General features: G+C 46.3%; 23 protein-coding genes and 1 pseudogene. 5 read left to right on the top strand and 19 right to left on the bottom strand.

Features of this window, described 5'->3' with window-relative positions; all coding sequences use genetic code 11:
- Positions 1–10 precede the first annotated feature (10 nt).
- From ACFQ88_RS23150 to ACFQ88_RS23130, 5 genes are all read right to left on the bottom strand, one after another.
- Positions 11–220: a hypothetical protein gene (locus ACFQ88_RS23150; RefSeq protein WP_379457197.1), complete on the bottom strand. Its 210-nt coding sequence runs from the start codon at positions 218–220 to the stop codon at positions 11–13.
- A gap of 211 nt (positions 221–431) precedes the next feature.
- Entirely contained in the window at positions 432–734 is a 303-nt protein-coding gene (locus ACFQ88_RS23145) for a hypothetical protein (protein ID WP_379457195.1), read from the bottom strand.
- 1,171 nt (positions 735–1,905) lie between these two features.
- Positions 1,906–2,238, bottom strand: coding sequence for a hypothetical protein (locus tag ACFQ88_RS23140; RefSeq protein WP_379457193.1), 333 nt, complete (start codon positions 2,236–2,238; stop codon positions 1,906–1,908).
- A 129-nt stretch (positions 2,239–2,367) separates the two neighbouring features.
- Positions 2,368–2,829, bottom strand: coding sequence for a hypothetical protein (locus ACFQ88_RS23135; protein WP_379457191.1), 462 nt, complete (start codon positions 2,827–2,829; stop codon positions 2,368–2,370).
- 390 nt (positions 2,830–3,219) lie between these two features.
- Positions 3,220–4,101 carry a helix-turn-helix transcriptional regulator gene (locus tag ACFQ88_RS23130; protein WP_379457189.1) on the bottom strand — a complete coding sequence of 294 codons (882 nt, stop codon included), beginning with the start codon at positions 4,099–4,101 and terminating at the stop codon, positions 3,220–3,222.
- 130 nt (positions 4,102–4,231) lie between these two features.
- On the opposite strand from ACFQ88_RS23130, the gene ACFQ88_RS23125 reads away from it, so the two are divergent.
- The 3 genes from ACFQ88_RS23125 to ACFQ88_RS23115 all read left to right on the top strand — a co-directional run bounded on the left by ACFQ88_RS23125 (position 4,232) and on the right by ACFQ88_RS23115 (position 7,854).
- Positions 4,232–5,605: a DUF455 family protein gene (locus ACFQ88_RS23125; RefSeq protein WP_379457187.1), complete on the top strand. Its 1,374-nt coding sequence runs from the start codon at positions 4,232–4,234 to the stop codon at positions 5,603–5,605.
- A gap of 50 nt (positions 5,606–5,655) precedes the next feature.
- Positions 5,656–6,570, top strand: coding sequence for an NHL repeat-containing protein (locus tag ACFQ88_RS23120; protein ID WP_379457185.1), 915 nt, complete (start codon positions 5,656–5,658; stop codon positions 6,568–6,570).
- A gap of 141 nt (positions 6,571–6,711) precedes the next feature.
- Positions 6,712–7,854 carry a DUF2264 domain-containing protein gene (locus ACFQ88_RS23115; protein ID WP_379457183.1) on the top strand — a complete coding sequence of 381 codons (1,143 nt, stop codon included), beginning with the start codon at positions 6,712–6,714 and terminating at the stop codon, positions 7,852–7,854.
- 921 nt (positions 7,855–8,775) lie between these two features.
- Here ACFQ88_RS23115 and ACFQ88_RS23110 read toward each other — a convergent pair.
- From ACFQ88_RS23110 to ACFQ88_RS23095, 3 genes and pseudogenes are all read right to left on the bottom strand, one after another.
- Positions 8,776–9,059, bottom strand: a pseudogene (locus ACFQ88_RS23110) (hypothetical protein); the annotation flags it as partial.
- Positions 9,060–9,448: 389 nt separating this feature from the next.
- Positions 9,449–9,589 carry a transposase gene (locus ACFQ88_RS23105; RefSeq protein ID WP_379457181.1) on the bottom strand — a complete coding sequence of 47 codons (141 nt, stop codon included), beginning with the start codon at positions 9,587–9,589 and terminating at the stop codon, positions 9,449–9,451.
- 479 nt (positions 9,590–10,068) lie between these two features.
- On the bottom strand, positions 10,069–11,208 hold the full coding sequence (locus ACFQ88_RS23095; protein ID WP_379457177.1) for a glycosyltransferase WbsX family protein: 1,140 nt from the start codon (positions 11,206–11,208) through the stop codon (positions 10,069–10,071).
- A 148-nt stretch (positions 11,209–11,356) separates the two neighbouring features.
- On the opposite strand from ACFQ88_RS23095, the gene ACFQ88_RS23090 reads away from it, so the two are divergent.
- Positions 11,357–12,274: an AraC family transcriptional regulator gene (locus ACFQ88_RS23090; protein WP_379457175.1), complete on the top strand. Its 918-nt coding sequence runs from the start codon at positions 11,357–11,359 to the stop codon at positions 12,272–12,274.
- 167 nt (positions 12,275–12,441) lie between these two features.
- Here the strand turns inward: ACFQ88_RS23090 and ACFQ88_RS23085 are convergent, their stop codons facing one another.
- The 5 genes from ACFQ88_RS23085 to ACFQ88_RS23065 form a co-directional block, all read right to left on the bottom strand.
- Positions 12,442–13,110, bottom strand: coding sequence for an IS3 family transposase (locus tag ACFQ88_RS23085; protein ID WP_379457173.1), 669 nt, complete (start codon positions 13,108–13,110; stop codon positions 12,442–12,444).
- Positions 13,059–13,376: a transposase gene (locus tag ACFQ88_RS23080; RefSeq protein WP_379457170.1), complete on the bottom strand. Its 318-nt coding sequence runs from the start codon at positions 13,374–13,376 to the stop codon at positions 13,059–13,061. Before ACFQ88_RS23080 ends, ACFQ88_RS23085 begins: the two co-directional genes overlap by 52 nt.
- 882 nt (positions 13,377–14,258) lie before the next feature.
- Entirely contained in the window at positions 14,259–14,990 is a 732-nt protein-coding gene (locus ACFQ88_RS23075; RefSeq protein ID WP_379457168.1) for an SGNH/GDSL hydrolase family protein, read from the bottom strand.
- A complete protein-coding gene (locus ACFQ88_RS23070; RefSeq protein ID WP_379457166.1) occupies positions 14,987–15,994 on the bottom strand; it encodes an aldo/keto reductase in 1,008 nt (335 codons plus the stop codon). The genes ACFQ88_RS23075 and ACFQ88_RS23070 overlap by 4 nt, the downstream gene beginning before the upstream one ends.
- 14 nt (positions 15,995–16,008) lie before the next feature.
- Positions 16,009–17,328 carry a DUF455 family protein gene (locus tag ACFQ88_RS23065; protein ID WP_379457164.1) on the bottom strand — a complete coding sequence of 440 codons (1,320 nt, stop codon included), beginning with the start codon at positions 17,326–17,328 and terminating at the stop codon, positions 16,009–16,011.
- Positions 17,329–17,467: 139 nt separating this feature from the next.
- On the opposite strand from ACFQ88_RS23065, the gene ACFQ88_RS23060 reads away from it, so the two are divergent.
- Positions 17,468–18,412 (top strand): helix-turn-helix domain-containing protein, encoded by a 945-nt coding sequence (locus tag ACFQ88_RS23060; RefSeq protein ID WP_379457162.1) that lies wholly within the window; start codon positions 17,468–17,470, stop codon positions 18,410–18,412.
- A 460-nt stretch (positions 18,413–18,872) separates the two neighbouring features.
- Here the strand turns inward: ACFQ88_RS23060 and ACFQ88_RS23055 are convergent, their stop codons facing one another.
- The 6 genes from ACFQ88_RS23055 to ACFQ88_RS23030 form a co-directional block, all read right to left on the bottom strand.
- A complete protein-coding gene (locus ACFQ88_RS23055) occupies positions 18,873–19,283 on the bottom strand; it encodes a type 2 periplasmic-binding domain-containing protein (RefSeq protein WP_379457160.1) in 411 nt (136 codons plus the stop codon).
- Positions 19,271–19,504 carry a hypothetical protein gene (locus tag ACFQ88_RS23050; protein ID WP_379457158.1) on the bottom strand — a complete coding sequence of 78 codons (234 nt, stop codon included), beginning with the start codon at positions 19,502–19,504 and terminating at the stop codon, positions 19,271–19,273. The genes ACFQ88_RS23055 and ACFQ88_RS23050 overlap by 13 nt, the downstream gene beginning before the upstream one ends.
- Before the next feature lie 91 nt (positions 19,505–19,595).
- Positions 19,596–19,748 carry a glycoside hydrolase family 99-like domain-containing protein gene (locus ACFQ88_RS23045; RefSeq protein WP_379457156.1) on the bottom strand — a complete coding sequence of 51 codons (153 nt, stop codon included), beginning with the start codon at positions 19,746–19,748 and terminating at the stop codon, positions 19,596–19,598.
- 948 nt (positions 19,749–20,696) lie between these two features.
- Positions 20,697–21,113 (bottom strand): glycoside hydrolase family 71/99 protein, encoded by a 417-nt coding sequence (locus ACFQ88_RS23040; RefSeq protein WP_379457154.1) that lies wholly within the window; start codon positions 21,111–21,113, stop codon positions 20,697–20,699.
- Positions 21,114–21,320: 207 nt separating this feature from the next.
- Positions 21,321–23,660, bottom strand: coding sequence for an alpha-L-rhamnosidase-related protein (locus ACFQ88_RS23035; RefSeq protein ID WP_379457152.1), 2,340 nt, complete (start codon positions 23,658–23,660; stop codon positions 21,321–21,323).
- Between the two features lie 462 nt (positions 23,661–24,122).
- On the bottom strand, positions 24,123–24,254 hold the full coding sequence (locus ACFQ88_RS23030) for a glycoside hydrolase family 99-like domain-containing protein (RefSeq protein WP_379457150.1): 132 nt from the start codon (positions 24,252–24,254) through the stop codon (positions 24,123–24,125).
- Positions 24,255–25,488: the final 1,234 nt, after the last annotated feature.

Raw genomic sequence — 25,488 nt, 5'->3', positions numbered from 1 at the left:
CCTTCCATATTCAAACTGTCCGTCGTCTTTCATCATCAAACTCTTCAGCCGCTATAATAACATTTCGAATAGCAGCAACCTTTTCATCAGCAGACAACTTTGACCCACCATTTCCAACAATGTATTTTGTCTGGAGAACAATAAACTCTTCGATAGACAAAATCCCGCCAACAGTTTCACTTTGCAGTTGATTTTTGAAATGCTCCACTGTATACCACATTCCCTATGTTCCTCCATATTCAGTCGGTGTTCATGGCTTTAATGTCACCGCAGTTCTTGCATCTCCATGTTCCGTCTGCTCTTTTTGTATGCTCCTCGTGACCTTCACACTTCCGGCAGGCGCACTACCTACAGGCATTCATTGCAATTGTTCGACCATAATATTCATGGGGTATTTCCCTCCTCCTGTCCTTCAATTCAAAAGCTGTACGTTAGTGTATCGGCTCGATTAGGCTGGAGCATTGCTCTAATTTTGTGTGATCATACAACCCTAAGCGCTCAGCAATCCGCATGATCTGATTTGGTCTTTCTTCCCGCTCCAAGTACAGCAAAGCTCCGGCACAATGTTCTCGATTGGTGCTTTTTAGATCAAGGGTCTTATGACAAGGGAATGACAACCCGCTCATTAAGTCCCGGGCGATTCCCTCAAGCCGACCTTCTGCTAATGTGACATTGGTTGAGCTGCCATGAAGAAAAGGACAGTCTCTGCAAGGCTTCTTGAGGTTGAATTTCATACAAAACCCTCCCATGTGTGAAATCAGAAATGGGTCAACCATCGGATTTTCTTTTTAATTCCACTTATCTTCTAGTCTAATTCCCATGCTTCCTTACTACTGCGTCTCTATTATTTTTACCGGAATATCCTAATTATACCATAATTAAACGTGAATACAATATACGTGCTAACACGCTTGCCTCAACTATCATGCATCATTCCCTCCTTTTTCTTTTATCTATCCCCTTCCTACCTTATCCCTCTACTCTCTGTATCTAGATAAGCACTTAGCTGCAGATCTCAACTTCTTCTACTATACCCGTGTTTATTCTTTTGCTTTTTCATGTACCAAGTAGCAGACAATAAATCTGCTCCTTAATACGTATCAAGTTGCAGTTCCCGATCGAGAGGGGGGGCGGTCGGGCGCTGCGCGCGAAAACCGGGTTGTTAAAGGTGAAAAACATATCCGCCACGTCATGTCAATCCTCGGATGTAACTTAAAGTGTTTGATCCTGGCAGGCTGTGGGGGTTTGCACTCGATGACAAAGTTCGGCCGGTGTAGAAGGCGCGGCGGCGAAGTAAGTAGATTCGGGGAAGCGGGACCACAACCAGAAGTAAGGGAACGAAAGGTTGAAGAATAGAATGATACGATTCTGGGGTGTGTCAGGCAATCTATCGGAAAGAAACCCGCGGAGACCGTGGATCGTGGCAGGAAGCACAGAAGTGAACCTGAGGTTTGCTAGTGCGGCTGAAGCTTGCGTGTAAACACGTATATTGATATCACGTTTATATTAGTGAAAATCGCGTGCCAGAACGGGTTTTTGGGTTGTCCTGCAGTATTTTTGATATAGTGCCGCGTAACGCGCGTTTAATTGATTATGCTGAAACTTAACGTGGCGACATCTTCTCGAGAATACTTCGCTGTTTCTCGACTCTGTAAGTGTACTCCAGTAGTTCAGTCTAATAGTAGTTCATTCGACACTTAGCCTATCTTCAATAACCGCCGCGGATATCTAAAAGTAGAAGAGCCACAACACGGGGTTAGTCGCATTGTGGCAGTATTAGGCTTATACAGGCAATCTTATTTCAGTGAATCCTAAATCTCAATTTGCTAATGATCGCCCATTTCACGATTGGAAGAATTCACTATGTATAACCCGCGAATTGTGGTTAATGAAAAAAAGTATCTATCAAAGTCCATCGATAACTTTCCATACAAATATATCAATTAACTCTGATTTCTCATTAAACCCAAAGAATACCGTTACATCTGTTGCAAGATACAGGTTAGTAAAAAAACGATAGTCACCTAAATAAACCTCCACTGATTTTACACCGATTTCTTCTCTATCAAGTGTTCCTTTATGAGTAAAACCATGATTAGGATAAATACCACTAAGAACCCAATCGTTTTTGTTTTTTATTAGTTGAATAACACTCTCCATCTGGGTTCCTAATGGTATTTCTTGCAACACTTTATCTCTTATTTTGATTTCTGATTGAGCTATGGGATTGGTTACCATTCTGACTCCTTCAAATAAAAAAAATATAATGATTATCAGGAGTAACTTTATAACCAATATTCATAAGACTTTCCTCCATCTACTCAAATCTGTCTTCTCTTAAACGAAAGCACCTCTAGTTTGTGAATCCTATTTAAAAACAGAATCTGTCACAGTAGATGGCTTTTTATTATCTGGAATTGAGTCTAGGTAAACAGGGTCATTAAAATGATAAAACGGAACTGGTATATCATATCCGGGAGTGCTTTTACTTGGTACAGGGATGTCTTGATCTTCGTATTTTGCGGCTTTTAATATGCCAGCAACAAATGAATTTGAATTATAGCTATCACCTAAGTCAGGAAACAAATCATAATCTAGTGGGGCAACCAATATCCGGTTAAATGTAGCGAACTCGGTATAACCCACCTTTAAAGTAATATCTGCAATGGAAAGTGATTCACCCAGCAGCAATTTTTTCGCTTGGCTGATGCGATACAAATTTAAATCCGTTCTCCACTCACTCCAACTCACAGTCATTGACGAAGCACGTTTACCTTTGCCTCTATCTTTTATGCGGCTGAGTTTTTTCTCTCGCGCACACTCATCCAAGTTTTACCCTCCAGACTGTTAGCAGCTTTCATCGGCTAGGACTTACTCGCTACTACGGAACGATCCGCCATCTCGCAGCCCATCGGTTCGGCTTTCCCGTTGGGGTTATACCTCTTCTACCTTGTCACGTTTGCACCAAGGAAGGCTACGAGACTTCCCTCGGTCATCTGCACATTCTCTTCCATCCATCGTGACCCTAATCAGGTCGATGAGTCTTGCAGGTCATATCCCTTCCGTGCTTTCCTTCAAGATTTGCTAATCGCAAAGGTTTCCCTGTTTTACTGGCGGGTCACCCAACCTTCGGCTATAGCACTTTAAAGAAGTAAAGTTTCCGGGTGGATTTGAACCACCTAGATTGTGCGACTGCGAGGCGCACAGAAAATCGGCGCCTCAATGCGCCGATTTTACGTTTCTTGCAGCATTTCTGTATTGTTTCGGCGTGACGCCGATATGTTTTTTGAACAATTGGATGAAATACGAGTCGCTGTTCAGACCGATATTCTGGCAGATGTCCCTGATAGAATACGAAGTGGTGGACAACAATAAACAAGCTTCCTTCAGCCTTCGTGCTATCATATAGTCAGTAATGGTGAAACCGGTGTGATCCTGGAACAAATGTGAGATGTGGTACGAGGACAAATGAAGCTCGGAGGCGAGTTGTTCCAGCGATAGCTCCTCGCGAAAATGCTGCTCTACCCATTCCATGATTTTCTCTGTATGCTGCGTAGTTCGAAGGTCGGCGCGTTGCTGCACGGGAGAGGCGGCTTCCCATTGGGCTCGTATGAATTGCAAGTAGGATAAGGTGAATAGAAGAAACTCCTCGATATGCATTTTGGCAGGAGTATTGGAGAGCCGGTCATGAAACGAGTGCAGCAGCCGCTCAAGTCCGGAGACGCCATCGGCAATCGTCAGGACGGGCGCAGCAAGCTGTTCCGTCCACAAGCGCCGAAAGAAACCCCATAGTTCGGGGAACGGTTTCAAAATAGGCTCCAGGAAGACCGGGTCAAACACGAAGATCGACCGGACGTATGCGGATTGTTGCGCATCCATTTGAATCCGATGGAGTTGGTACGGCTGGAAGCAAATAAGGGTTCCTGAAGCGACGGCATATAGGTTATGTTCGATGACAACCCGTCCGCATCCTTCATGCACATAGAGCAGTTCAATTCCTTGATGCGCGTGAAACTTCTCCCATTCTTCGCCGCATGTAGAAATTCGATAATTATATCTGAATGGTTGGTGCAGCAGATTCATGTATTCAATCGTTTTCAACGGTGCATACCTCCAGGATAATCGCAATTCAACTACATTTTAACACAAGTGAAAGCGATTTTGTTCCTTCCCGAATCGGTATGATGGTTATGAGATAGGAAAAGAACAAATACATGACGGAGGGAATTACATGAACGAACACAAAGAAACCAATGTACTGGATCAGGAAACGATTGCCGGAGCCAAGGGTCGCAATCTGGACCGCTATTTGCGCCCTATCGATACGGCGAAGCGCCTGAAGCAGTTGATGTGGTGCGAATTCGAGCTATCCCGGGCTGCGTTCGGCTGGCTGCCGGCAGTTCCTGACTATGAAGCGAAAACGAGGCTGGCCCGCTATGGGTACGTTCACAACCAGAATATGAAGCATTTGTATGACAGGCTGAATGAACTTCCGGGAACATTGAATGAAAAGAACGGTACGCCGCCTTTGATCCGCGAGGCGTTCGAACGGATGTCGATGGCTTCTAACGCAGCCGCCTTTTTCACAGGGTATGCATTTGTGCTTCGGCAACTGTTCGCAGAATACGAATCGCTGCGGCTGAGGCTCGATTCGATTTTGGACGCTCCAACGGCAGACAAGCTGAAGATCATCGACATCGAGCGAAACGGCATGATCGAATGGGCAAGCGGACAGTCCTTGTTTGCGGACACGGAAGACAATGTCTCCCGGGAGCATGCTGCCCAGTGGAACGAATACGTAACGGTCGTATGGCTGTTGTTCCGGCAAGCGCTTGAGCAGGGTACCGATGTTTCGGATATCCGCTGGCCCGTGCATCCGACAGATCAACCGGCTGGGCCTGTGCCTACTCGCGCGTCACTCGATCCCAAATTTCCGGTGTACCAATCGAATGCGAACTATAAGAAAGCCTACGAAGATCCGGATTTGTCGCCTCTTCGTAACAGCATCAAACAAATGCACTACATCAACGCGACGGAGATCGGGGCAGCCGAGCAGTTATGCTACTTTTATTATGGCGTGCAGCATATGCCGCTCCAGTTTTATTTTGATGCGGCCCGGCATTTGTGGGATGAGGTGCGGCACAGCCAAATGGGCGTCAGAAGATTGGAGCAGATGGGCTACTCCACAGAGCAGTTCAAATTTTTCCAAGTATCGATCGATTCGGCGATCGACGACCTGAAAGCGGAGTATTTTCCGGACATGTATTCGAGTTTGACGATGGTAGCCGAACCGTGCTCCTTTATTAAAAAACGTAAAAGCGCCGAAATGTTTTGGAAATTCGGCGACGCGCTGTCCGCGATTCATTGCGAATTCGATATGGTCGATGAACGGATGCATGTCGATTTCGGGAAAAAATGGGGTCCGGAGTTGTACAAACAGATCAACGATCCTATAACAGCGCAGGAAATGTCAGAGCGAACCAGAGCGCGCAGACTGGAACAGCTGGGAGCGGCAACTACACCGGAGCAGATCAAACAGATTATTAAAAATTTCCCTGGCTTCTGCGGCTTGTCGACGATCGAGCTTGAATATTCAACCTATTGATAATTTATCTAATATATTGAAGACGAATAATGAAATGTGGAGGGATCCAAATGTTTGTCGGAAGCGGAACTCACGTTTATGAAGTCGCCGAAGGATGGGCGAAATTGCCCTCCTATGTCGTGCTTGGTTATACGCACGGCATAGTCGTCGATTCGCAGGACAACGTATTCGTGTTTCATACGGGCAAGTCGTCCGTGATCAAGTTTGACAAAAATGGCAATTATTTGAGTTCTTGGGGAGAACAGTTTGAAGAAGGGGCCCACGGCTTTTATTTGCACAAGGAAGGCGGCGAAGAGTTCTTATACGTCACGGATACGAAGCACGGCCTGATGATAAAGCTGACGACCGACGGTCGTCCGGTGCTTACGCTCGGTGCTCCGGACTTGCCGGGAGTGTACGATGCCGACCGTAAATATATCCCGACTGATGTTTGTGTAGCGCCGAACGGGGACATCTACGTAACGGATGGCTATGGCCAGCATTGGATTCATCAATACGACGACAAAGGTTCGTATATTCGCTCATGGGGTGGCACGGGCTCCGAACCGGGCAAAATGAAATGTCCGCATGGCATTTCCATCGATTTGCGTGGATCCGAGCCGGAAGTGTATGTCGCCGACCGCGGCAATTTCCGCATCCAGGTGTTCACGCTGGATGGCCGGCACAAGCGGTTCATTCAGAATGATATGGATATGCCATGCAGCTTTTACTTCGACGGCGATGAATTGTTGTTTCCTGACCTTCATAGCCGGATCACGATTTTCGACAAAAACGATAGGCTCATTACCCATCTCGGCGAGGACCAGCAAGCTTACAAGCAGCAAGGCTGGCCCAATCTGCCGCTCGATTACTTCCGTCCGAACAAATTCAGCTCGCCTCATGGCGTATGCGTCGATTCGCAGCATAACGTATACGTGGCCGAGTGGACGCAATACGGCCGCATAACGAAGCTGGTCCGAAAATAGAAAATTTTAGATAGTAAGTCGCGTTAGCTTAGAGGATTAAAGTAAAAATAATGCACAAATAAGTTAAAATCAATACGCCTCCTTATAGTCTGAAATGGCCTTTAATGAAATTATATGAAAATGATGGAGATGAGGCATAATATGGATGCAGGATACAGAGACAGAACGTACTGGTTAAGCAAATTGAATCAAATTGCCGCACCTGTTCTTCAGTACACATCTGCCGAACAACTGAAAATAATGATGCCTGTTGAAGGCAAAACGGACGACCGACCCTTGTATACTCACCTGGAAGCAGTGGCCCGATTGCTTGCCGGGATGGCTCCATGGTTGGAATCCTCATCAGAAAATGATGAGGAAAGCATATCGAGAGAACGGTTTGCAGGTTTGGCACGCAAGGCGATCGATCACGCGACGAACCCGGTTTCACCCGACTTTATGAATTTTTCGGAGGGGAACCAAACCATTGTCGATTCCGCCTTTTTGGCCCATGCCATTCTTCGCGCTCCGAAGCAGTTATGGGGATTGCTTGAAGATCGCGTGAAGGAAAATGTCATTCAGGCTTTCGTGCAAACGCGTTCCCATAAGCCGTATTTTTCGAACTGGCTTCTATTCTCGGCCATGATTGAAACGTTTTTTTACCGCGTAGGCGCCGATTGGGACCCGATGCGGATCGATTATGCGCTGCGGCAACACGAGCAGTGGTTTTTGGGAGACGGGATATATGGCGACGGTCCCGACTTTCATGCCGATTATTATAACAGCTTTGTTATCCATCCGATGCTGCTGGATATTATCGACAACATCCATGAAGCGCTGCCGGACTTGGCGCCTTTGCGAGACAAGATTGCGTCCCGGGCTCGCCGTCATGCCTCTGTGTTGGAAAGGGTAATTTCTCCCGAGGGCGCATTTCCAGTTATAGGGCGTTCCTTAGCCTATCGTTTCGGCGCATTCCAGCTTCTGTCCCAAATCGCGCTGCGAGGCGAGCTGGAAGAGCATCTCGACCCGGCTCAAGTTCGCTGCGCGCTCACTTCGGTCATCCGCAGAACGATCGAGATGCCCGGAACGTTCGATAGTGAAGGCTGGCTGACGATCGGGTTCTGCGGCCATCAGCCAGGCGTTGGCGAAAATTATATCTCGACAGGGAGCCTGTATTTGTGCTCCACGGTCTTTCTGGCGCTGGGGATACCGCCGGAAGATTCGTTCTGGTGCGGGGAAGAGAAGGACTGGACCTCAAAGAAAGCTTGGTCGGGCCAACCGTTTCCGATCGACCACGCACATTGAGTAAGAGCATTCATTAATATAAAATATTGATGCCTGTACTATCCGGTTTGATAGTCGGGCTTTTTTTACGCATTTCATAAACAAGCTGATCCAAATGGAGCATGACCACTTGTCGGGGACAACGTTATTCGTTTCAGCAGTGACCGGAGTAAAACGAGGTCTGCACGTCCTTCTTTCGTCCCGATCGTTTGGGACGATTGGGTGACGCTGTTCGAACTAAAAAGGATGTGTTTGCCCGACTTGTATCTGCCGTCCACACGGGGGCAACCGTATTGGTCCACGAGACCGTGCGTTGACCGTAAGGTGCAGCGAGAATATCGTTGCGTTGTGTCAACAGTACATCGCAGAAATAGATCATCCGATCAAGGATGGCCGTATCCCCTGTCATTTCGTACATCAGCCCATGGCCTTTATGGCTTCACCGCTTTTTCCCTGTGCAGAATCTTTCTGTAGGTTGGTGGAATTTGCCCAAACAGCAGGGTCGATAGATTGGATATAAGTTTTGAAGGAATTGATTTCGTTCTGCGTTACATTACCGTCTAAACTATCGATGGTCATAGTAGCCGATAGGCAGGCTTCGTAACAACCCCGAATGAAATGCTACTCATCAGAATGGTAACAAGAGCAATACTTACCAATAATTTCGTTTTCCTGAAACCTGGTACTGTCATCTTATTATCCCCTCTCTTACACTCAATTGGAGTAGTTGCTCGTGTGCCTTCGTGTAAAGCTTGTCAATACATGCTTTGATTAACACGTCACCCCCTATAAGTAGAAAGAGCAGCTGCCGCAGCGGCTAATTGCTCCTGGATGGAATTGATCTAAGGCACCCGTAATTATATTTTATAAAATGGACTGAGGTTAGCTTTAGTTCAGTAGGGTCAACTAAGGTTGCTCCTAACGCCTCGTTTTCATTATGAGTTATTTATCGGAATGTCCATCAATCGCTTGAATAGCTAGTTCCAACGCTTTAATTCTTCTTTCTAAAAGCGTTCTTTGCGGACTACCATCCTTTGACTTACATAACTGTTTTCAATCGATGGAAATAAACCGGTAATAACATTGCGAGCTTCTGCTAGATCTTCCTGACTGTAATTATGGGGTTCTTGAATCCAAACGTTTTCTAACGTGGCTAATCCGGTAGTAACAGCTTTGAGTCGTTTCTTTACTAGGGTTGTACTTGTTCCGTTTTGAGTCATCTGGGACGAGGTAACGCAGCTTTTTAAAATTCATTTAAGCTGCGCCTAGTTTCGTGCTGCCTTTTTTACCCCTATGTTATCTGTTATTTTCAGGGTAGTTCAAAGCTATGCTCAAAGTTTATAGCTGAATGGGCTTATAACTTAGTGCTTGTTCAACGACTTGCTCTGCTGTAAGTTCATTTTCATTCCAGTAAATTAAATCACTAACTTCAGGATGTGGGACACTATAATTGAGAGATCAATCATATTATTGATTTCTTCTTCACTACCTTCAACGTTCATAATTTCTCTTACCAACTCGATCAATTCCTCTTTACTTAGCGCCTTCATTACGGTCACCCATCCTCTAAATGATGAATAATTAATTCTGCGTAGTCACTTCGCTATCCTGCCCTTTAGCTCTTTTCAAAAGCTTTTACCCCCTGATATTCGAATTTCCTAATCCACATACTTAAAACTTCATGATTTATCCCTAATGCTTTTGCAATGCTTTTAACTCCTTCAGTACCATTCTGATACCTGTAAATGGCCTTCAATTTCTCAAACTGATTTTAGGCAAAAAACTGCACCTCCATTGTTAGTCGTGTCTAACAAATGGGGTGCAGTTCAGTCATGCCTGCCATCGTGTCATGAATGTTCGAACAATAGTTCTCCCGTAGCAGAACCTTAGTTCTTTATATTTGAGGGGTGGGGTAAGTTTCAAGAAGTTCAGTTAATCCTCTCATTAAGATTTCATCGTATAAGCTATTGATAAATTCAGGTTCAAAATCACTTTCCTTTATTGCAATCTTATACGAAAAGATTAAGAGGTCATCGTCCAATTTCTTTAATGTTAGTTTCATTTTGATACCTCTTTGAAAGATATGCCACTCTTCGTTCACGACGTTAACGGAAAGATCGAGCAAAAGTTATTTCTTCTACGAATACGATTTCGCCTTTGCGTGTCCATCGAGCTCGATGCAGCCGAAGTAGTAAGATGGCTACCACGGGGCATTATTAAGGTTCATTTACTGATTCATTTCGACTCGCCGAACACATTTCTGATCGCCTCCAAATATCCCATGCCGTTTTTGGCATCAGGTTCCAAGTAGCTTCCTTCGGTCCACTCGTTCCATGCGTTAATGGTAAAGATTTTCGGTTCAGTCCGTCCTTCATCCAAAAACTGCTTGATGGAACGCAGCGACTTCTCGAACTCCTCCGGCGAATTTCCTTCCAGGATCGGCGTAAAAGGATACCCGAGCAGATCATATGCGCTGGACTGAACTGTCCGCGGGCTCGGATCCCATCCCATCGTCACATTGGGGAAATAAGGGAGCTCATATTGCTCGGTAAACTTCGCGAAATCCGGCACATTGGCCTCACGGTATTCCGGATAAGATGTGAACGGAAAGCTCGGCATTTTCTGATGATGAACCCATACATAGGAAGTGATGCTGTCAAATCCGAGTTGATGCAGCAGTTCGTTGACGTTTGTCATTTTTTCCTCTCCGGGCAAAATTTGCTGTCCCCATACGACGGCGTTCAGATGCAGCTCTCCTAAACCAGCTGAGCGAACGCGGTCGCGGAAATCGTCAAGACCTGCACGGGTTGCTTCTACGCTCCCGAAATTTTTCACCAGCAGCGCCAACTGATAGAAGGATACGTACAATCCTCCATTCACTCGCCAATAGGACGGATGAACAAAATACTTTTGAATCATATGGTCAGTCGCTGCACGGAACGCTTCAGGCGACACAAGGCCATTAGCCAGCGTGTTGTAAGGCTGATTTCGTGTCGCAGGATGAATATCCACCCAATCGTGATTGGCCCACATGAGCGCAAACTTCAACCGGTCGTTGTTAGCAGCGCCGAGAAAGCCTTCCTCCAAAGCACGTTCCAAGTAAGGTCCGTCTTCATACCAGTACCAATCGAAAATAAACGAGTCGATTCCGTGATCGGCAGCTGCGTTGATCTTTCGGGCCATCACTTGCGGATCCGCTTCGTCTTCATAGCCCCACAACGGTTCCTTCGGTTGATCGTGCCCATGAAAACGCGGTTCTGCCCGTTTTACCAGCTCCCATTCCGACCAGCCCTTACCGTGCCAGGCTTCATTTCGCTTGTCCACATGATAATTCGGAAAATAATATACAGCCACTTCACAATCAGGTCGTCTCATATGCAATGTTTCTCCCTCTCGGCATCATTTTGTAATGCTATGGAAAGTATATCAACCTTATCTTAGCGTTTACATTGCACCGTCTAAGATCAGCTCTCCTAAAAAACTTAATAATGAAGTACAATAGGATGCGGAGGTGATCAGTGGCATGTCTTATTTTACCTTTTCAGGCACTTCACGTTTCGATGTCAAATGGTCAGGCGTCAGTGATACAGGACCCGATTTTTATCGCGCGCATTCTAATCCTTACTTTGAACTTATCATGGTGTCTGATGGCCCGGTTCATATGGAAACTGGTGGACAACGTCTAGTTTTAAATGCCGGGGAATGTTTGCTGCTCAAGCCGTGGGAGGAACATTCCGGATGGCATAAATCGTCTTCGGGGGGACGTTTTTTTTGGGTCCAATTTCATGCAGAGCCCTCTTTACGGTATTATTCTTCATGGAACTTGTTGGTCTCCGAGCTTAAAATACTCCATGCGTATCCCGAACAATTGCGAACCTCTAGCGGAAGCGATGGAGAGAGCTTGATCGTTCCGCAACGTTTTGCACCTGTCCGTCGTTTCGATTTACTTCAAACCTTCGAACAGCTAATACGGGTACACGAGCAGCCGAAGGGTTATTTTTCATTTCATCTGTCGATCCTGTTCTCGCAGCTTATGCTTAAAATCGCGGAGGACGCTCTGGATCAACTTAATCCGGAATCCGTTTTCCCGTCATCATTTATCACCTATCGCAAGCTGCTGTCCTTACTACATGAAAACTATACGTCAGATTGTACCGCAGGCTTCATTGAACTGCAGCTTCAACGCAGATATGAATATTTATGCCAAATATTCAGCAAGTACTCCGGCTTAACCATGCGGAATTATATCCAGCAGCTGCGAGTTCAGCACGCCAAACATCTGCTTCTGGAAAATCAGGCGGACGTCCGGCATATAGCCGAACAGGTTGGGTACGCGGATCCTCTCTATTTCAGCAAAATTTTCAAAAAGCTCGAAGGAATACCTCCGACCGATTATCGATTGCGATATGCATCAATATCGTCAAAAAATAAAACCATCTAGCGTTTTTGTGTGAAGTCCAAGGAATCGATTGGTGAAGGATTATCGAGAAAAGATTAACTGTGCTACGGTTGGAGAAAGCGAAGGAGATGCTGATTCCCCCCAGCTCTAGCTGCAGGATATAGCTGATAAATGGCGGTATGTGTCGCTTCAGGGCATTATGCAGGCGTTCAAATCGACTGGCATACCACCCGTTTCACAACCAGCTTAAGTGCAGATGGTGAAGAAGGACAAAAAAGACCCCAGGCAAGTTGGTCAAGACTGGTCAAGACCCCATTTTGTAGACATTGAAATAAAGACCCTAGGCTGCAAGGCTGGCGTCGGTAGGCTACCGGCGCTACGATCTCGTTATTAAACAAATCCTTCACCGCTGAAAGGTATAACCAGGTGTCCGATACACGGTACTGGGTGACATCTGTGACCCATTTTTGGTTGGGTGCTTCCGCTTTAAACTGGCGCTTTAATAGATTCTCCGCTACTCGCTCTCCTGCAGAGGAAGCATAGTTACAACGATGCTTGCGGCGGATGCGAGAGCGTATGTTCATGGCCTGCATGAGACGCAGCACCTTCTTATGATTGACCCGCACACCATGATCCTGAAGCAGGAAGAGTTGGATTTGACGGTAACCATACGTACCATCGTATTTTTGGTATATCGATTGAATTAAGGATTTCAGCGCAACGTCTTTATCCACGGTTGCTCTCTTTAAATAGGCATAATATCCGCTTCTTGAGACACCCAGCACGCTACAGAGCTCAGTAACGTTGAATTCGTTGGCTGCCTCCTTTATGGTTTTGTATATCTGAGCTTTCCCTCCTGCATCCAGATTTCCAAACACTTTTTTAGCATTCGATTCTCCCGTTTCAACTGTTCAACGTATCGATTTTGATCAGTGTATTCCTGCCGTCTCCCCCTTTGGTCCAGTAATCCGAACCCTCCTTTCTCCCGGTACTTCCTCATCCATTTCTTCATCCTTTGTGAATCATGGATTTCCAAATGTTCGTTGATCTGCCGGTACGTCCACTTCTCCTCTACATGCAGACGAATGGCTTCAGCTTTCAACTCTTCTGAGTAGGTTTTGAACTTTTGTCCTTTGATCGCCATAAAAATGCACCCCTTAGAATTCATCGGAATACCCAGGGGGTTTTTCCAATGTCTATTCTAAGGGGTGCACTTCAGTCTGACCCGAGGTCTTTTTTTGTTTCCCGCAGAGTCCTAACGCGCAAGATTTAATCAAAGTTACTGGACAAAACGAACATATTGAGTAGTGTGACATGCTATCAAATCCCAGCATCTTACTCCGCTCTGAATAATCTTACTCTCACATTGTCAGCTGCAAATGCAGTCCGGGCAACCCTGCTTGAACGGCTTTTTCTCTAAACCAATTATCGCGTCTTTCGTCTCTTCAATTCCGCCTAAACCAATCAGTAAATTCACCAAATACATAAATCATACATAGCGGTTTCCCAGAATGGTATAGAAGGAGAGATGCATGAAATATTTTTTGATCAAATTGGTTGCACTTTTTCAAAATCCTGTCGATCCACCGCCGCATCCAAAATTATCCTGATCACGGAAAGGGGGATACCCCATTCTTAGAAACATTAGGGTTGGGCCATATTAAATTAAATTTCGCCCAATAGAGCGCGAATAAGGGACATTCGTTTGCTGCTGGCTCTCATCTAGTTCCAACTTGACACTACTGTATCCCTCCCCGCTCAAACTCCAATGCTCAGCGATAGCACGATGATGTAGTCACAGTGATTCAGGACATCTTCTTCCGTCAAATCGGCTCCTCCATGTCTTTCAGCAGGTTGAAAAAAATTAAAATCTAGAATGGGAGCCCCCCATAGATGGAGGCTCCCTTCAAGATCATAAAATCAGGATTGTTACTCGACTAGTTTCCAATCAGGGCATCTGCATCTCTGAGCAAATATTTCGCCGCTTCCACCTTAATGTGCTTGACAATCTGCGCTTCCATTTCGGTTAAGTGAGATCTATTGAATCAAAAATCACGTTTTCGAGCTCCTCAGCCAGCTGTTGATGAAACACCCGATCCGGATGATTCAAGCCGTTGGAAAGACGGAAATGAATGTCGATTCCTTGCGTCTCCATTTGCTCCCATAATGCGAATATGTCCGCATGTGGAAGCCGGTTCTCTCTGATCCACATGCGAAGCGCCTCCGCGTAGATGTGCAAATAACGCTGGTTCGCCGTGTTTTGGAATCCGGAGATGTATGCTTCGTCCCGAGGATCGATATTAGGGTTCGGATGCAGCATCAACATGTTGGTCGGTGTCATGACAAGCAAGTCCGCTTCGGTTTCGCGGCGAATGAGCCCGGTCAAATCTTCCATCGCCTGCAAATAAGCCTTCAACCCGGCATTCCCCTGATGGCAATCGTTAATGCCGAACGCGACGGTGACCAGGTCGGGCTGAAACGAGATCAAATCCCGTTGCCACCGCTCTCGGGAACGATGGGCGTTATCGCCGGACGCCCCGGAGTTGATGACGCTTAAGGTCGTTCCGGGATATCTGCGCTCGATTCGGCGCTTTAAATCTTGGTGGTAGACGGCGTCATGATCGATCACCCCATACTCCATACAGCCTTGCGTTACGCTGTCGCCGAACGCGACATAGATGACGGGACGAGCATATGGATCTTGCGCCTTTTGTTTCAGACGGTGGTGCAGCCGGCCAAACGATTTCTTCCCTCTCACGTCGGATCAACCTCCAAATCCGGGTTGAAATAGTTCCGCGGCCAGTTAACCGCCTGAAGTCTGGCCAACAGCTCCGCATCCAGTTTACCGAGATTTACCGATTCCACATTCGCCTTGACGTGCTCCTCCCGGTCCATTCCTACCAGAACGCTGGCGACATGAGGATCGGAAAGGCAGAACCGAAGAGCGGTTTCCGCTACATTCAGATGTTCTTCGCCGGTAACTTCGCGAACGATGCTTCGAATATCCTCCACCCGCTTCAAGGTTGCAGCGAATCGGTTGCCTTTGAAATAATGTCGGCGAAAATCATCGGCGGGAAACTGCTCGTACGTTTCTTGCGTCCATGTGCCCGTCAAGGCGCCTTCATCGAAAGGAACCCTGGAAAGTATGCCCGTATCGCTTTCGGCGCATGCGGGAAACAACCTTTCCGCAGGACGCTGCTCGAACAAGTTGTAGACGACCTGTACAGACGCTGTCCTGCCCGATCGAACCAACGCTATCCCGTCATCCGGCCTGTAATCGCGCAGCGAGACGCCAAATTCGCGAATTTTCCCTTCCCGCTGTAAATCTGTTAACGTTTCGAACCACTCCTCCTCCTTCAACCCGCTCGGAAACCAACCGTGAAGCTGATACAAATCGATGCATGGGATCCTCAACCGGCGGAGGCTGGACTCGCATTGTTCACGAATGTAAGAGGCTGCGTACCTTCCTTTAAAGTCGGGATCGTCTTCTCCTGGATGCGGCCATTCCTTGGGCGCGACTTTGGTTGCAACGTAAACCGGCTCCCCCCGCCACTGTTTCAGCGCAGCCCCGACCGTCTCTTCGCTCCTGCCTGAGGCATAAACTGACGCCGTATCTACAAAATTAATGCCCGACTCGAACGCCGCTAGCAACGTATTCACCGATTCGCGTCGCTCTTCCACCGTATTCGTCCTGAGCATCATTGAGCCGAATCCGATTTCTGACACACTCCAGTCTGTCTTTCCGAATTTTCGATACTTCATTGTCAGCACTCCAATTACAAGTTTTCGTAGTTCAAATATTTGAATTCGATTTTCCCGCAAAAAGCGAGCTGGCTGATCGATTGTTTCTCCGCTTCGCCCATATTTTCAAAATCTGCGGCGCGTTCTTTCATCGAACGATCCATCACTTCTTTGACGACGTCATCGAGCGAGACATCCCGGTCAAACCGCTGCTTGTAGATGGCGGTCGCCCACTTTTTCCCGAACTGGACATGGCTTCGTTCATCGACAATGTCGATTTCCGCCGTCATCCCGGAGATAATGTCCCCTTTGCGGTAATAGGCATCCATTGATTTCTTCTTACGTGTAAACGAGCACGATTCGCCCACCATGGTGAGCATCGCATAAAAATATTCCAGCTCTTGCAGCGCATCCTCGGAATACGGCACAGGAATGTCTTTGGCATCATACCCCAGCTGGCGCAATCTGCGCATGCCCATTAGATGGTGGCGGCTCTCGTCCCAAATGTGGCGACTGAAATCGACATAAAATTCAAATGGCATATCATCCACACCATAGAATACGTAGCACATGGGATCCAACACCTGAATTTCCGTCGCATAATGCCACATAAATATTTTAAGACTATCCTTGAACTGGTCGGGCACGACGTCGTAGCTTCCCACTTTCAACCATTGAGGACACGATCTTTTCTTAGGCGCCGGACCATGAGGCGTCGAGACGGGCGAGTGCGGTTTTGACGCACCGTTCGCGGGGTTTTGTTCCTCAATCCCCCCGATTTGCTGCAAATAGTGCTGAATAAACTTTCTCCAGGCTCCGACTGAAGACAATACCTCTTTCCGATGCACGGCATCCCGGACAAGTCCATTCGCCCAATTCAAATGATTGCGTTTTTTTGTTATGATTTCATTAAGGATATCCAACGTGGGCGCATCGAAAATCGGATCGAGCCTGGACTGCAATGCTTCATACGTTTCGATGACGGCTTTCGTAACTTCCATGAACCACCCAGACACGAACGGCACAAACCCTTCTGCGGCGGATGCATCCTGCAAAAACTCATGGAACCGTTTCGAAGGGATCGTAATTTTCGACTTGCCCGACAGCTCTTCTTTGCGCATCCGCAGCCGGTCCGCGATCGTCATGTTTTCCCAGATCATCTTCGACATCACGCATTTCCAGTCAAATTCGGAAGCTGCGGGAACCCATCCGGCGATCACCCGGGCAGAAGCCCATTCGAAGAAGATCAAGCGGTTCAACAGCTGAATCTGGTCAGAAACCCTGATCCAGTAATCACCCAGCAGGTGCTCCATCGTTTCCGATTCAAAACGTTCGATTTCAAAATTTACGCTCATTTTTGTCTCCTCCATGATCCAAATGTTTTGCTTCAACTTCAATATAGCAGATGATTGGTGAGGCATTCTTGAGCATTCAGCCAAATGATCGGGTCAAAAAGACAAAGATTAAAAAACCAGGCACAGGACAGGTGATTGTATGACCAGATGGAATAATGAACTATTGGAGAGTCCGGATTTTCTCTTTCACGCAGTTTCGTTTCATTTGAACGGTGGAGAACGTTATCCTTATCACGAACATCAGTTTGTGGAGCTCGTTTATATCGAACAAGGTGCAGGCGAACACCAGTATATCGGGAGAAGTCATCGGATCGGCGGTGGAGACGTATTTTTGATTCAACCCTATATTCAGCATGCTTACATCGTTCATGAGGACGACATTTTGTCCGGATATAACATCCTGTTCCAACCGGAATTGCTGAGGAAAGAAATCGAATTGCTTTCCGGGGTATCGTCGTTCATCGATTTTTATTATGTCGAACCTTTTTTGCGGCAGTCTTACGACTTTTCCGCCCAACTCCGGTTGAATGTTTACGAAACGTTGGACATGAAGTTGATTCTGGACAGGTTAATGAAAGAGTATACGGAAAAACGGCCGGGTTACCGCGTTTTGGTCAAAACTTTCCTGATCGAGCTGTTTGTCTTCTTAAGCCGATGTTATCAATCCCGAAACAAGCCGCTCTCGCTATTGTCGGGCGAACAGGTCATCAGCAACGTATGCCGCATGATCGAGATCCATTATGCCGAGCCGCTATCGCTGCAGCAAATCAGCAAATCGTGCTGCATGAGCGTGTCCTCCTTCAAGACCAAGTTCAAACAATTTACAGGCAAAACGTTTCTGGAATACCGCAACGACATCCGGCTACGGGTGGCCAAAGATTTGCTTGTGCAGTCGAACCTTCGCGTAACCGATATATCATCGGCTGTCGGGTACGAGGATGTCAGCTTTTTCAATAAGTGCTTTAGATCGATGTATGGTGTATCACCGACAGAATATCGGAAGACGAACAAACTTTCTTTGGAACTGCAGAAGAACGGCAAAATCGACGCTTCATCTCCAATCTCCAGACAACTTCCCGATTAGATTTACAAGCAAAAACCCCCGATGAGATGCTGATGTGCCCCCCTATAATAGACATTGGAAAAACCTCTTGGGTAATCCGATGAATTATAAGGGGTGCATTTTTTATAGCGATCAAAGGACAGCGGTTTAAAGCTTATACTGACGATAATAAGAAAGAGGCGATCCGCCTACGTATTGAGGAAAAGTAGACGTACAGGCAGATAACCGAGCATTTGGGGATTCATGATAAAGATAGGGTCAAGAAGTGGATGCGTAAATATAGGGAGCTTTGTGAGTTCAGACTCTTGGACCAACAAGGGTGTCGGTACTTGGATGAGGACCGGCATGTGAAGCAGCTCAAGCGGGAGAATGAAGCCTTAAAAAAGTGTTTGAAAATCTGGAAACATGAGGTGCTCAAGGCAAGCATCGCATTATTCAATAAGCGGCAGAGGAGTATCTAGTGACGGAGCTCTGCAGCCTATTAGGCATATCCAGAAGTGTCTTTCGACAGCGTTGCCGGAATTGCTATGAAACCGTTGAAGCCGGATCCCTTCGAGTATCCCTGGAAGCCGTCCGTTCCTTTCAGCGCCGGCACCGGCGCCCATTGAAATTTCGGATTGATGGCTCTCGCTTTGTCGAGCCTTTCCTTAGTGTAAGCATTCCAGGCGAAATCGCCAGTCACGCCTGCCTTTCCGCTGAGGAAGTCATCTTCCGCCTGGCTGGCCTTCATGATGACGAAGTCTTTCGACAAAATGCCGTCCTTATAGAGCTTGCTCAGGTACTCGAGCGACTTACGGAAGTTCGGATGCGCGTAAATCGGATAAATTGTGCCGTCGGTAGACTCACTCCAATTATTATTTGTCGGTGTATGGAACGAACCTAGCAGGGACACGGCCCCGAGTCCGCCGCCGCCGGCATATAACGCAAGACCATAGGTGTCTTTTTTGCCGTTCCCATCGATACGTCATACAGCTCGTCGTAAGTCGTGGGCATTTTCAGCCGGAGCTTGTCAAGCCAGTCCTTGCGGATGGTCAACGTATGGAACGCAAGCGAACGAAGCCTCGGCAGCCCGTAAACATGCCCTTTGTAGGTCATCGCATCCATGATTTCCAATATCGGAGCCAGCTTTAGGAACGGATGGTAATGAAGGACAAAGGCCTCGGGCGACACGGCTATTATGGCCGTTTGACCCAAGGTCTTTGAATCAGCGGTTAAATACCTTTTTCAAAGCTTCCAGATAGCCATAACCGTACAGGTCATCCTGCTGCAGATAACTTGTTTCCGTCCAATCGTTCCAGCTGTTTAGAGCCGGGTGAGCGTCCAGATATTCCTTGGCTTTTTCAAAAGCTGCTTGCACTTTCTCAGGCGTCCCAGCCTATCGACAACACATGGGGATAGTACAGGATAGAATAAGTCCTTTCAATTCGAGCCCATTCTTTTATCACGCCAGTCATAATTTTCCTCGTAGTCTCTTTGTCGATATCTGTAAAGTGAACGTACTGATAATGCGACAGATCTTCGGTAAAAATGAATGTTTGAATGAGCAAAGGAGTTAAGTGTCTGTGCTTAACTCGTCTATTGCTGCTTTCTTCAGCAGGTTTTGGGCAAGCGAAAGCCACCTCATCTGACTGCTAGTGCGTAGCTTCTACGCTGCGGAGCTTTTCATGTGCCTGATTGTTTAATCGCCAATAGTTCATACTGAATTTGACTTCGCGATTCCCCTGGGCTTTTATACAATCCGGTTTCAGCAGACAAGAACAATTAGTTGCTCTTCGTCTCAACATTGTCAACATTTGTACGCCCATTTTATCCGCTTCACTTAATTGCGGTATCTCACCTTCAATTAAAATTCTAGACAAAGCTTCCTCGAGCACTTGCATCGATTTGACTATAATCGTATAGTGACCCTTGGTGAGTGGACCAACAACATCTCCGGATTATGAACAAGATTACTCCAAATATTTTTTATGGTCCTTAACCGACTAGACGGTCTTCTCCTATTACGGGAAAACTACTTCATTCCAGAATTGCATCATGACTCGATATATTGCCTCCCTGTAAAATTTCACTCGACCTCGGATTCGGCTCGCACATAGAGGTCATATTGATGACCATCGCACCCAGCCTGCCAATCAAAAGGCATGAGCCCGGTACAGTACCGAACTCATGCGCTAAAGGCAGCCTAACTATTCATGCCGGTGATTTTTGAACTCGATGGCTTCGATATCGTGTATACTCCAGTCGGATCGCTTGGCAGCTTCATGACAAAAGCGGATCAATCTGCTCGCGCACCAAGGCTTCAATCTTAATAAGGGATGTTGTAAGTTTGATCAATACGCTCCCATTCTCTATCAATATCCACAAAATGGATATATTGATAGTGCGACAGGCTGTCAAATCCCAGCAAGCTTACGATCTCATTCGTCGTAGCGGTCCTGTTATCATCGACCCCGCTCAAATTGAATAATCTTACTTTTCCCAATATCAACTGGACGTGCAGTCCGGGCAACCCTGCTTGAACGGCCTTTTTCCTAAACCATTCAAGCGCGTCTTTTGTCTCTTCAACTCCACCTAAGCCCCAAAGTAAATTCGCCAGATCATAAATCATAAAGACCGGTTTTCCCTCGATCGTACAGTAGGAGAGATGCTTGAAATACTTCGCGATCAAGCGATTAGCGATTTTTTCAAACTCCTGACGATCGACCGCTGCATCCCAGATCATATTATTCTGATCATGAGACGACCGAATATCCCATATATTGGAAACATGTAAGTGAATCTTTTTATTCTGTTCCGCACAAACCTCTTGTATACCGGAATGATATTGAGGTAGTGATAGAAAAATCCGTTCCAAGGCTACAGTTCTATTATTCTGTTTCCCAGTTGTTCTTCATTAGAATAAACGTTCCCTTTATAATCAAGGATTAAATTAAACCTTAGATTTTGTACGCATTTTACCCCGCACGGTAATTACATCACCTGAACGTTTTACAACGACCTGTTCTATGCTTGTCGCAGAAATAACAGTTAATGAAGCCGGGTACTCTAATACTACAGCAACGGTGCCATCGCCAGCCTGAACGCACTTAGCATAAATGGATCCATATATGGTCGGCACCGTGCCTTGGGCCCAAGCCACAGTGCCCAAGGCAGGTTTAAAGACAAACTCTCTTGACGAGATATTGCTTACGTCTATTCCCAGTATTCGCTCAGTTAGAAGATATGTCGGGGACGCTGCCCATCCGTGACAGTGACTGACCGGAATAGAATCGGACAGATACGTCGGCGTATTCCCCTGATAAGGACTTGGAATGCTGCAATGGGGTGAAGACGGATCGAAAGTTTCCCACCATGTTGTCGCTCCCCTCGCCACCATCTTCCCCCAGAACGATCGGAGAATGTCTAGAGCCATATTCACGTAACCACGGCCGAATAGCACCTCAAGAACAATATGATAGAAGAAGGCGCCCTTCAGTTCGGGACATAACCCTTTGGCGAACACATCGTTAATGAAATATTCTGCCTCTTCGTCCGTCATGATCCCGGACCATATAGCTATGAAATTGGTTTGGAATGTGAAACTGTCCGACAGGCCATCCTCCGTTAAGCAGTCTGCGAATAGTCTCTTCTCTGAATCCCAAAGAAGTTTGCGAATTGATGCTCGCAGACGGTCTGCACGCTCTTTGCATTCTTCCGCAAATGCGTAGTCAGAATATACACTCGCCATGTCTGCAGCGCTCAATAGCACCTTATGATGCAGGCATGAGACAGCAGTAACCCGATCCCGCTTATCAATATAATCCGCCCAATCGACAAAGCACCACCATCCTGCTCTATTTGCTCTAGAAAACAAACCGTTTTCGTCCTGTTGGTCACTAAACCACCCGATCAGCCTACGTACCGAAGACTCAAGTTCTAAAACGAGCGCATCATCACCAGAGTACCGCCAATAATCATATAGACCCAGCAGCCAATATGCGTTAAAATCAGGAAGCAAAATGCTGTTTCTTTCCGGTCCGGTTGCCGGGATCGAGCCATCGTCGTTTTGAATTCTGGCCCCTTGGAGCAAGCATTTCCGGACAAGTGCTTTATCGCCAAAGGTCTGAAATATGACTTTAGCCATGACCACGGCGTCAACAACCCAGAGTGCTTGCTCCCGGTAAGGACAGTCCTCTAAGTGATCTTGACTGTTGACACGTGTAGTGTAGCGTCCGATATCCCATATTCGTGTCAATAAGGAATCGCTGCACTTAAAAATGCCCTCTTGATTAAAAGGATAGCGAACAGATATAACTTGGAAATCCTCAACTTGAAGTGGAACAGGAGTTGCTTGGACTGAGATTTGCAAATAACGAAATGCTCTCCTTCCGAATGGGGATACACGATTAGACCCTTTCTTCAATCTAAAGGTATCGAGCAGTACCATCTCCAAAGACTCGCCATAATATAATTGCAGCACGCCTCCCTCCGGCGCAATTACATCAATTATCGGGTAGCCAACCTTTACCTCACCAAAATCAAATACTACTCCGGGTAATGATCCGGGTGCAGATGCATCCACATTCATGAAGCCGTTCATACCCTCCACAAGTTCCTCTGCCCCATTCACAATACCATAATTATGATCGGTTCTAAGAACGGATCTTGGCTTGATCAATTCCCGGGAGAGAAAAGGAATTTCACGTGGAATTAATCTAGGCCAGGTAGAGTTGGGGTCATTTGCGACCGCAACCACTTTCGCTTTTGTCCACGAGGTGTCATCAAAGTCTGTTTTTTCCCAACCGTCTTCTTTATCTACCAAGTAGATCTCCTTATACCCACCCCAAGAGTGCATTCTAGAGACATTCTGCACCCACCTGGGGGAACGTCGGCATTTCCAACTATCATCGGTGAATACACTTATCTGTCCCTCTTTAGTCAAAATGTCCAATTGGGCGATCAGCCCGCCCGGCCCTTGCCGTTGTTGGGTGACGATCTGGCTGTCTCCAAAATTGTAAGCCAGAATAGCTATGCTATTATCCCCTTGTTGTAAAACTCCTGAAACATCATAAGTATCAAAATACTTCCAAGCGTTATCTGATGGGGAAGGTCCTGATCCGATCAAGTTACCGTTAATGAAGACCTGATATTCTTGGTTAGCGGAAATCTTTAGTGTTGCCGATTGAAACCTTTGGTCGAGAGAAAATAGGCTACGAGCTTCAGCAAATACATTAGGCGTCTTATCTGGTAAATCGACCCATATCCAGCTAGCCTGCCAAATTTCATTCATATTATGTTTCATCCCCAATGGTATAATTTATGTATTATTTTTGGACTAAACGTAAAAACGTTTCCGAATTGTAGACTTAAACATATTGATGGTAAAAATAACCCCGCGCCTTAACGGAAGCAAGCTTTGTGTTGGATTTGCCCAAAGTGTATTCATTTCGTTGATAATAACAGGTCATTCCCCATGCCATGCAGGCAGTAGCATTACTTTTTTCACTGCGGTATAAAGTTAATTGATTTACAGCCTGATCAAATCCGCTATTAAGAAGTAGGGATAAACTTCCTTTCTTGGCAGCATTTTGGTAGCCTTCTTCATTATGCCAGATTGAGTTTCCACTTGCACATTATTAGTCTTCTTATCCTCGATTATGGTGATTGGAGTATGCCTGCTGGTGTTATGTCTAACAGTGCTTTCCAGATTTTTTCTTTTTCATTCTCGTATTTCAAACGTTCCTCTGTTGCTTCATTTCAGCTTGGCTTGCGGGATCGCATTCAAATATCCCATGTCGTTTTTGACATCAGGCTCCAAATAGCTTCCTTCGGTCCATTCATTCCATGCGTTATAGAAAAGACTTCTGCTTCGTCCGTCCTTCATCCAAAAACTGTTTGACGGCGCGCAGCGATATCTCGAGCTCTTCTGGCCTATTTCCTTCCAGTATTGGAGTGTACGGTTACCCAAGCAGATCATATGAGTTGGACTGGACCTTCCGCGGACTTGGATCCCATCCCATTGTTACATTGGGGAAATAGGGGAGATCGTATTGTTCAGCAAATGTCACGTAATCCGGCACATTGGCGTCGCGGTACTCCGAATAAGAAGTGAGCGTGCATTAGAGTAAGGATTTCTTGGCGCCCCTAACAATGACCTCATGTGGGCTAATCACGACTGGGTGGATATTCATCCCGAACAGCGAAGATAGCCTTTGCCGTACCAGACTTCATTTCACTTGTCTACATGATAATTCGCGAATAATATACAGATAACCCATAATCCGGTCGTTTCATATGCAATGTTTCGCCCTCTCTACATCCTATTGTAATGCTACGAATAGTTTATCAACTTTATCCTCGTGTATCCATTGCACCGTTTAAGATAAGCTCTCATAAAAAACTTAATAATGAAGTACAATAGGATGCGGAGGTGATCTTCTGCATGTCCTATTTTACCTTTTCGATCGCGCTTCGATGTCAAATGGGCAGGCGTCAGTAGTACAGGACTATTATCGCGTGCATTCCAATCCTTACTTTGAACTCATCATGGTGTCTGACTGCCCGATTTATATGGAAATTGGCGGGGAACGGCTAGTCTTAAACGCCGGGGAATGTCTGCTGCTCAAGCCGTGGGAGGAAAATTTCGGTTGGCAAAAATCGTCTGCCGTAGGACTCTTTTTTGGGTACAATTCCATGTTGAGCCGTCATTACGATATTATTCTTCATGGAACGAGTTGGTCTCCGAGCTTAAAATACTCCATGATTAGCCCGAGCAATGCGAACCTCAAGCGATAGCGACGGAGAGAGTTTAATCGTTCCGCGACGTTTTGCGCCTGTCAGTCGTTTTAATATACTTCAAACTTTCGAACAGTTGATACGGGTACACGAGAACCAAAAGGGTATTTTTCATTTCATTTGTCGATCCTGTTCTCGCAGCTTATGCTAAGAATCGCGGAGAACGCCTTGGATCAACTCAATCCGAAATCGGTTTTCCCGTCATCCTTTATCACCTACCGTAAGCTGCTGACTTTACTGCACGAAATCTATCCGACGGAGTGTACCACAGGCTTCATTGAACAGCAGCTTGAACGCAAATATGAATATTTATGCCAAGTTTT

This window comes from Paenibacillus sp. NPDC056579, assembly GCF_042793215.1.
In the GTDB taxonomy this organism is placed as follows: Bacteria; Bacillota; Bacilli; order Paenibacillales; family NBRC-103111; genus Paenibacillus_S.
This window is presented reverse-complemented; position numbering and strand designations above follow the sequence as displayed.

Bases quoted from the DNA above. Each gene is read 5' to 3' on its own strand.
- ACFQ88_RS23150 (WP_379457197.1), bottom strand. From the start codon at position 220: ATGTGGTATACAGTGGAGCATTTCAAAAATCAACTGCAAAGTGAAACT.
- ACFQ88_RS23145 (WP_379457195.1), bottom strand. From the start codon at position 734: ATGAAATTCAACCTCAAGAAGCCTTGCAGAGACTGTCCTTTTCTTCAT.
- ACFQ88_RS23140 (WP_379457193.1), bottom strand. From the start codon at position 2,238: ATGGTAACCAATCCCATAGCTCAATCAGAAATCAAAATAAGAGATAAA.
- ACFQ88_RS23125 (WP_379457187.1), top strand. From the start codon at position 4,232: ATGAACGAACACAAAGAAACCAATGTACTGGATCAGGAAACGATTGCC.
- ACFQ88_RS23120 (WP_379457185.1), top strand. From the start codon at position 5,656: ATGTTTGTCGGAAGCGGAACTCACGTTTATGAAGTCGCCGAAGGATGG.
- ACFQ88_RS23115 (WP_379457183.1), top strand. From the start codon at position 6,712: ATGGATGCAGGATACAGAGACAGAACGTACTGGTTAAGCAAATTGAAT.
- ACFQ88_RS23095 (WP_379457177.1), bottom strand. From the start codon at position 11,208: ATGAGACGACCTGATTGTGAAGTGGCTGTATATTATTTTCCGAATTAT.
- ACFQ88_RS23090 (WP_379457175.1), top strand. From the start codon at position 11,357: ATGTCTTATTTTACCTTTTCAGGCACTTCACGTTTCGATGTCAAATGG.
- ACFQ88_RS23080 (WP_379457170.1), bottom strand. From the start codon at position 13,376: ATGGCGATCAAAGGACAAAAGTTCAAAACCTACTCAGAAGAGTTGAAA.
- ACFQ88_RS23070 (WP_379457166.1), bottom strand. From the start codon at position 15,994: ATGAAGTATCGAAAATTCGGAAAGACAGACTGGAGTGTGTCAGAAATC.
- ACFQ88_RS23065 (WP_379457164.1), bottom strand. From the start codon at position 17,328: ATGAGCGTAAATTTTGAAATCGAACGTTTTGAATCGGAAACGATGGAG.
- ACFQ88_RS23060 (WP_379457162.1), top strand. From the start codon at position 17,468: ATGACCAGATGGAATAATGAACTATTGGAGAGTCCGGATTTTCTCTTT.
- ACFQ88_RS23040 (WP_379457154.1), bottom strand. From the start codon at position 21,113: ATGATCTGGGATGCAGCGGTCGATCGTCAGGAGTTTGAAAAAATCGCT.
- ACFQ88_RS23035 (WP_379457152.1), bottom strand. From the start codon at position 23,660: ATGAATGAAATTTGGCAGGCTAGCTGGATATGGGTCGATTTACCAGAT.
- ACFQ88_RS23030 (WP_379457150.1), bottom strand. From the start codon at position 24,254: ATGAAGGACGGACGAAGCAGAAGTCTTTTCTATAACGCATGGAATGAA.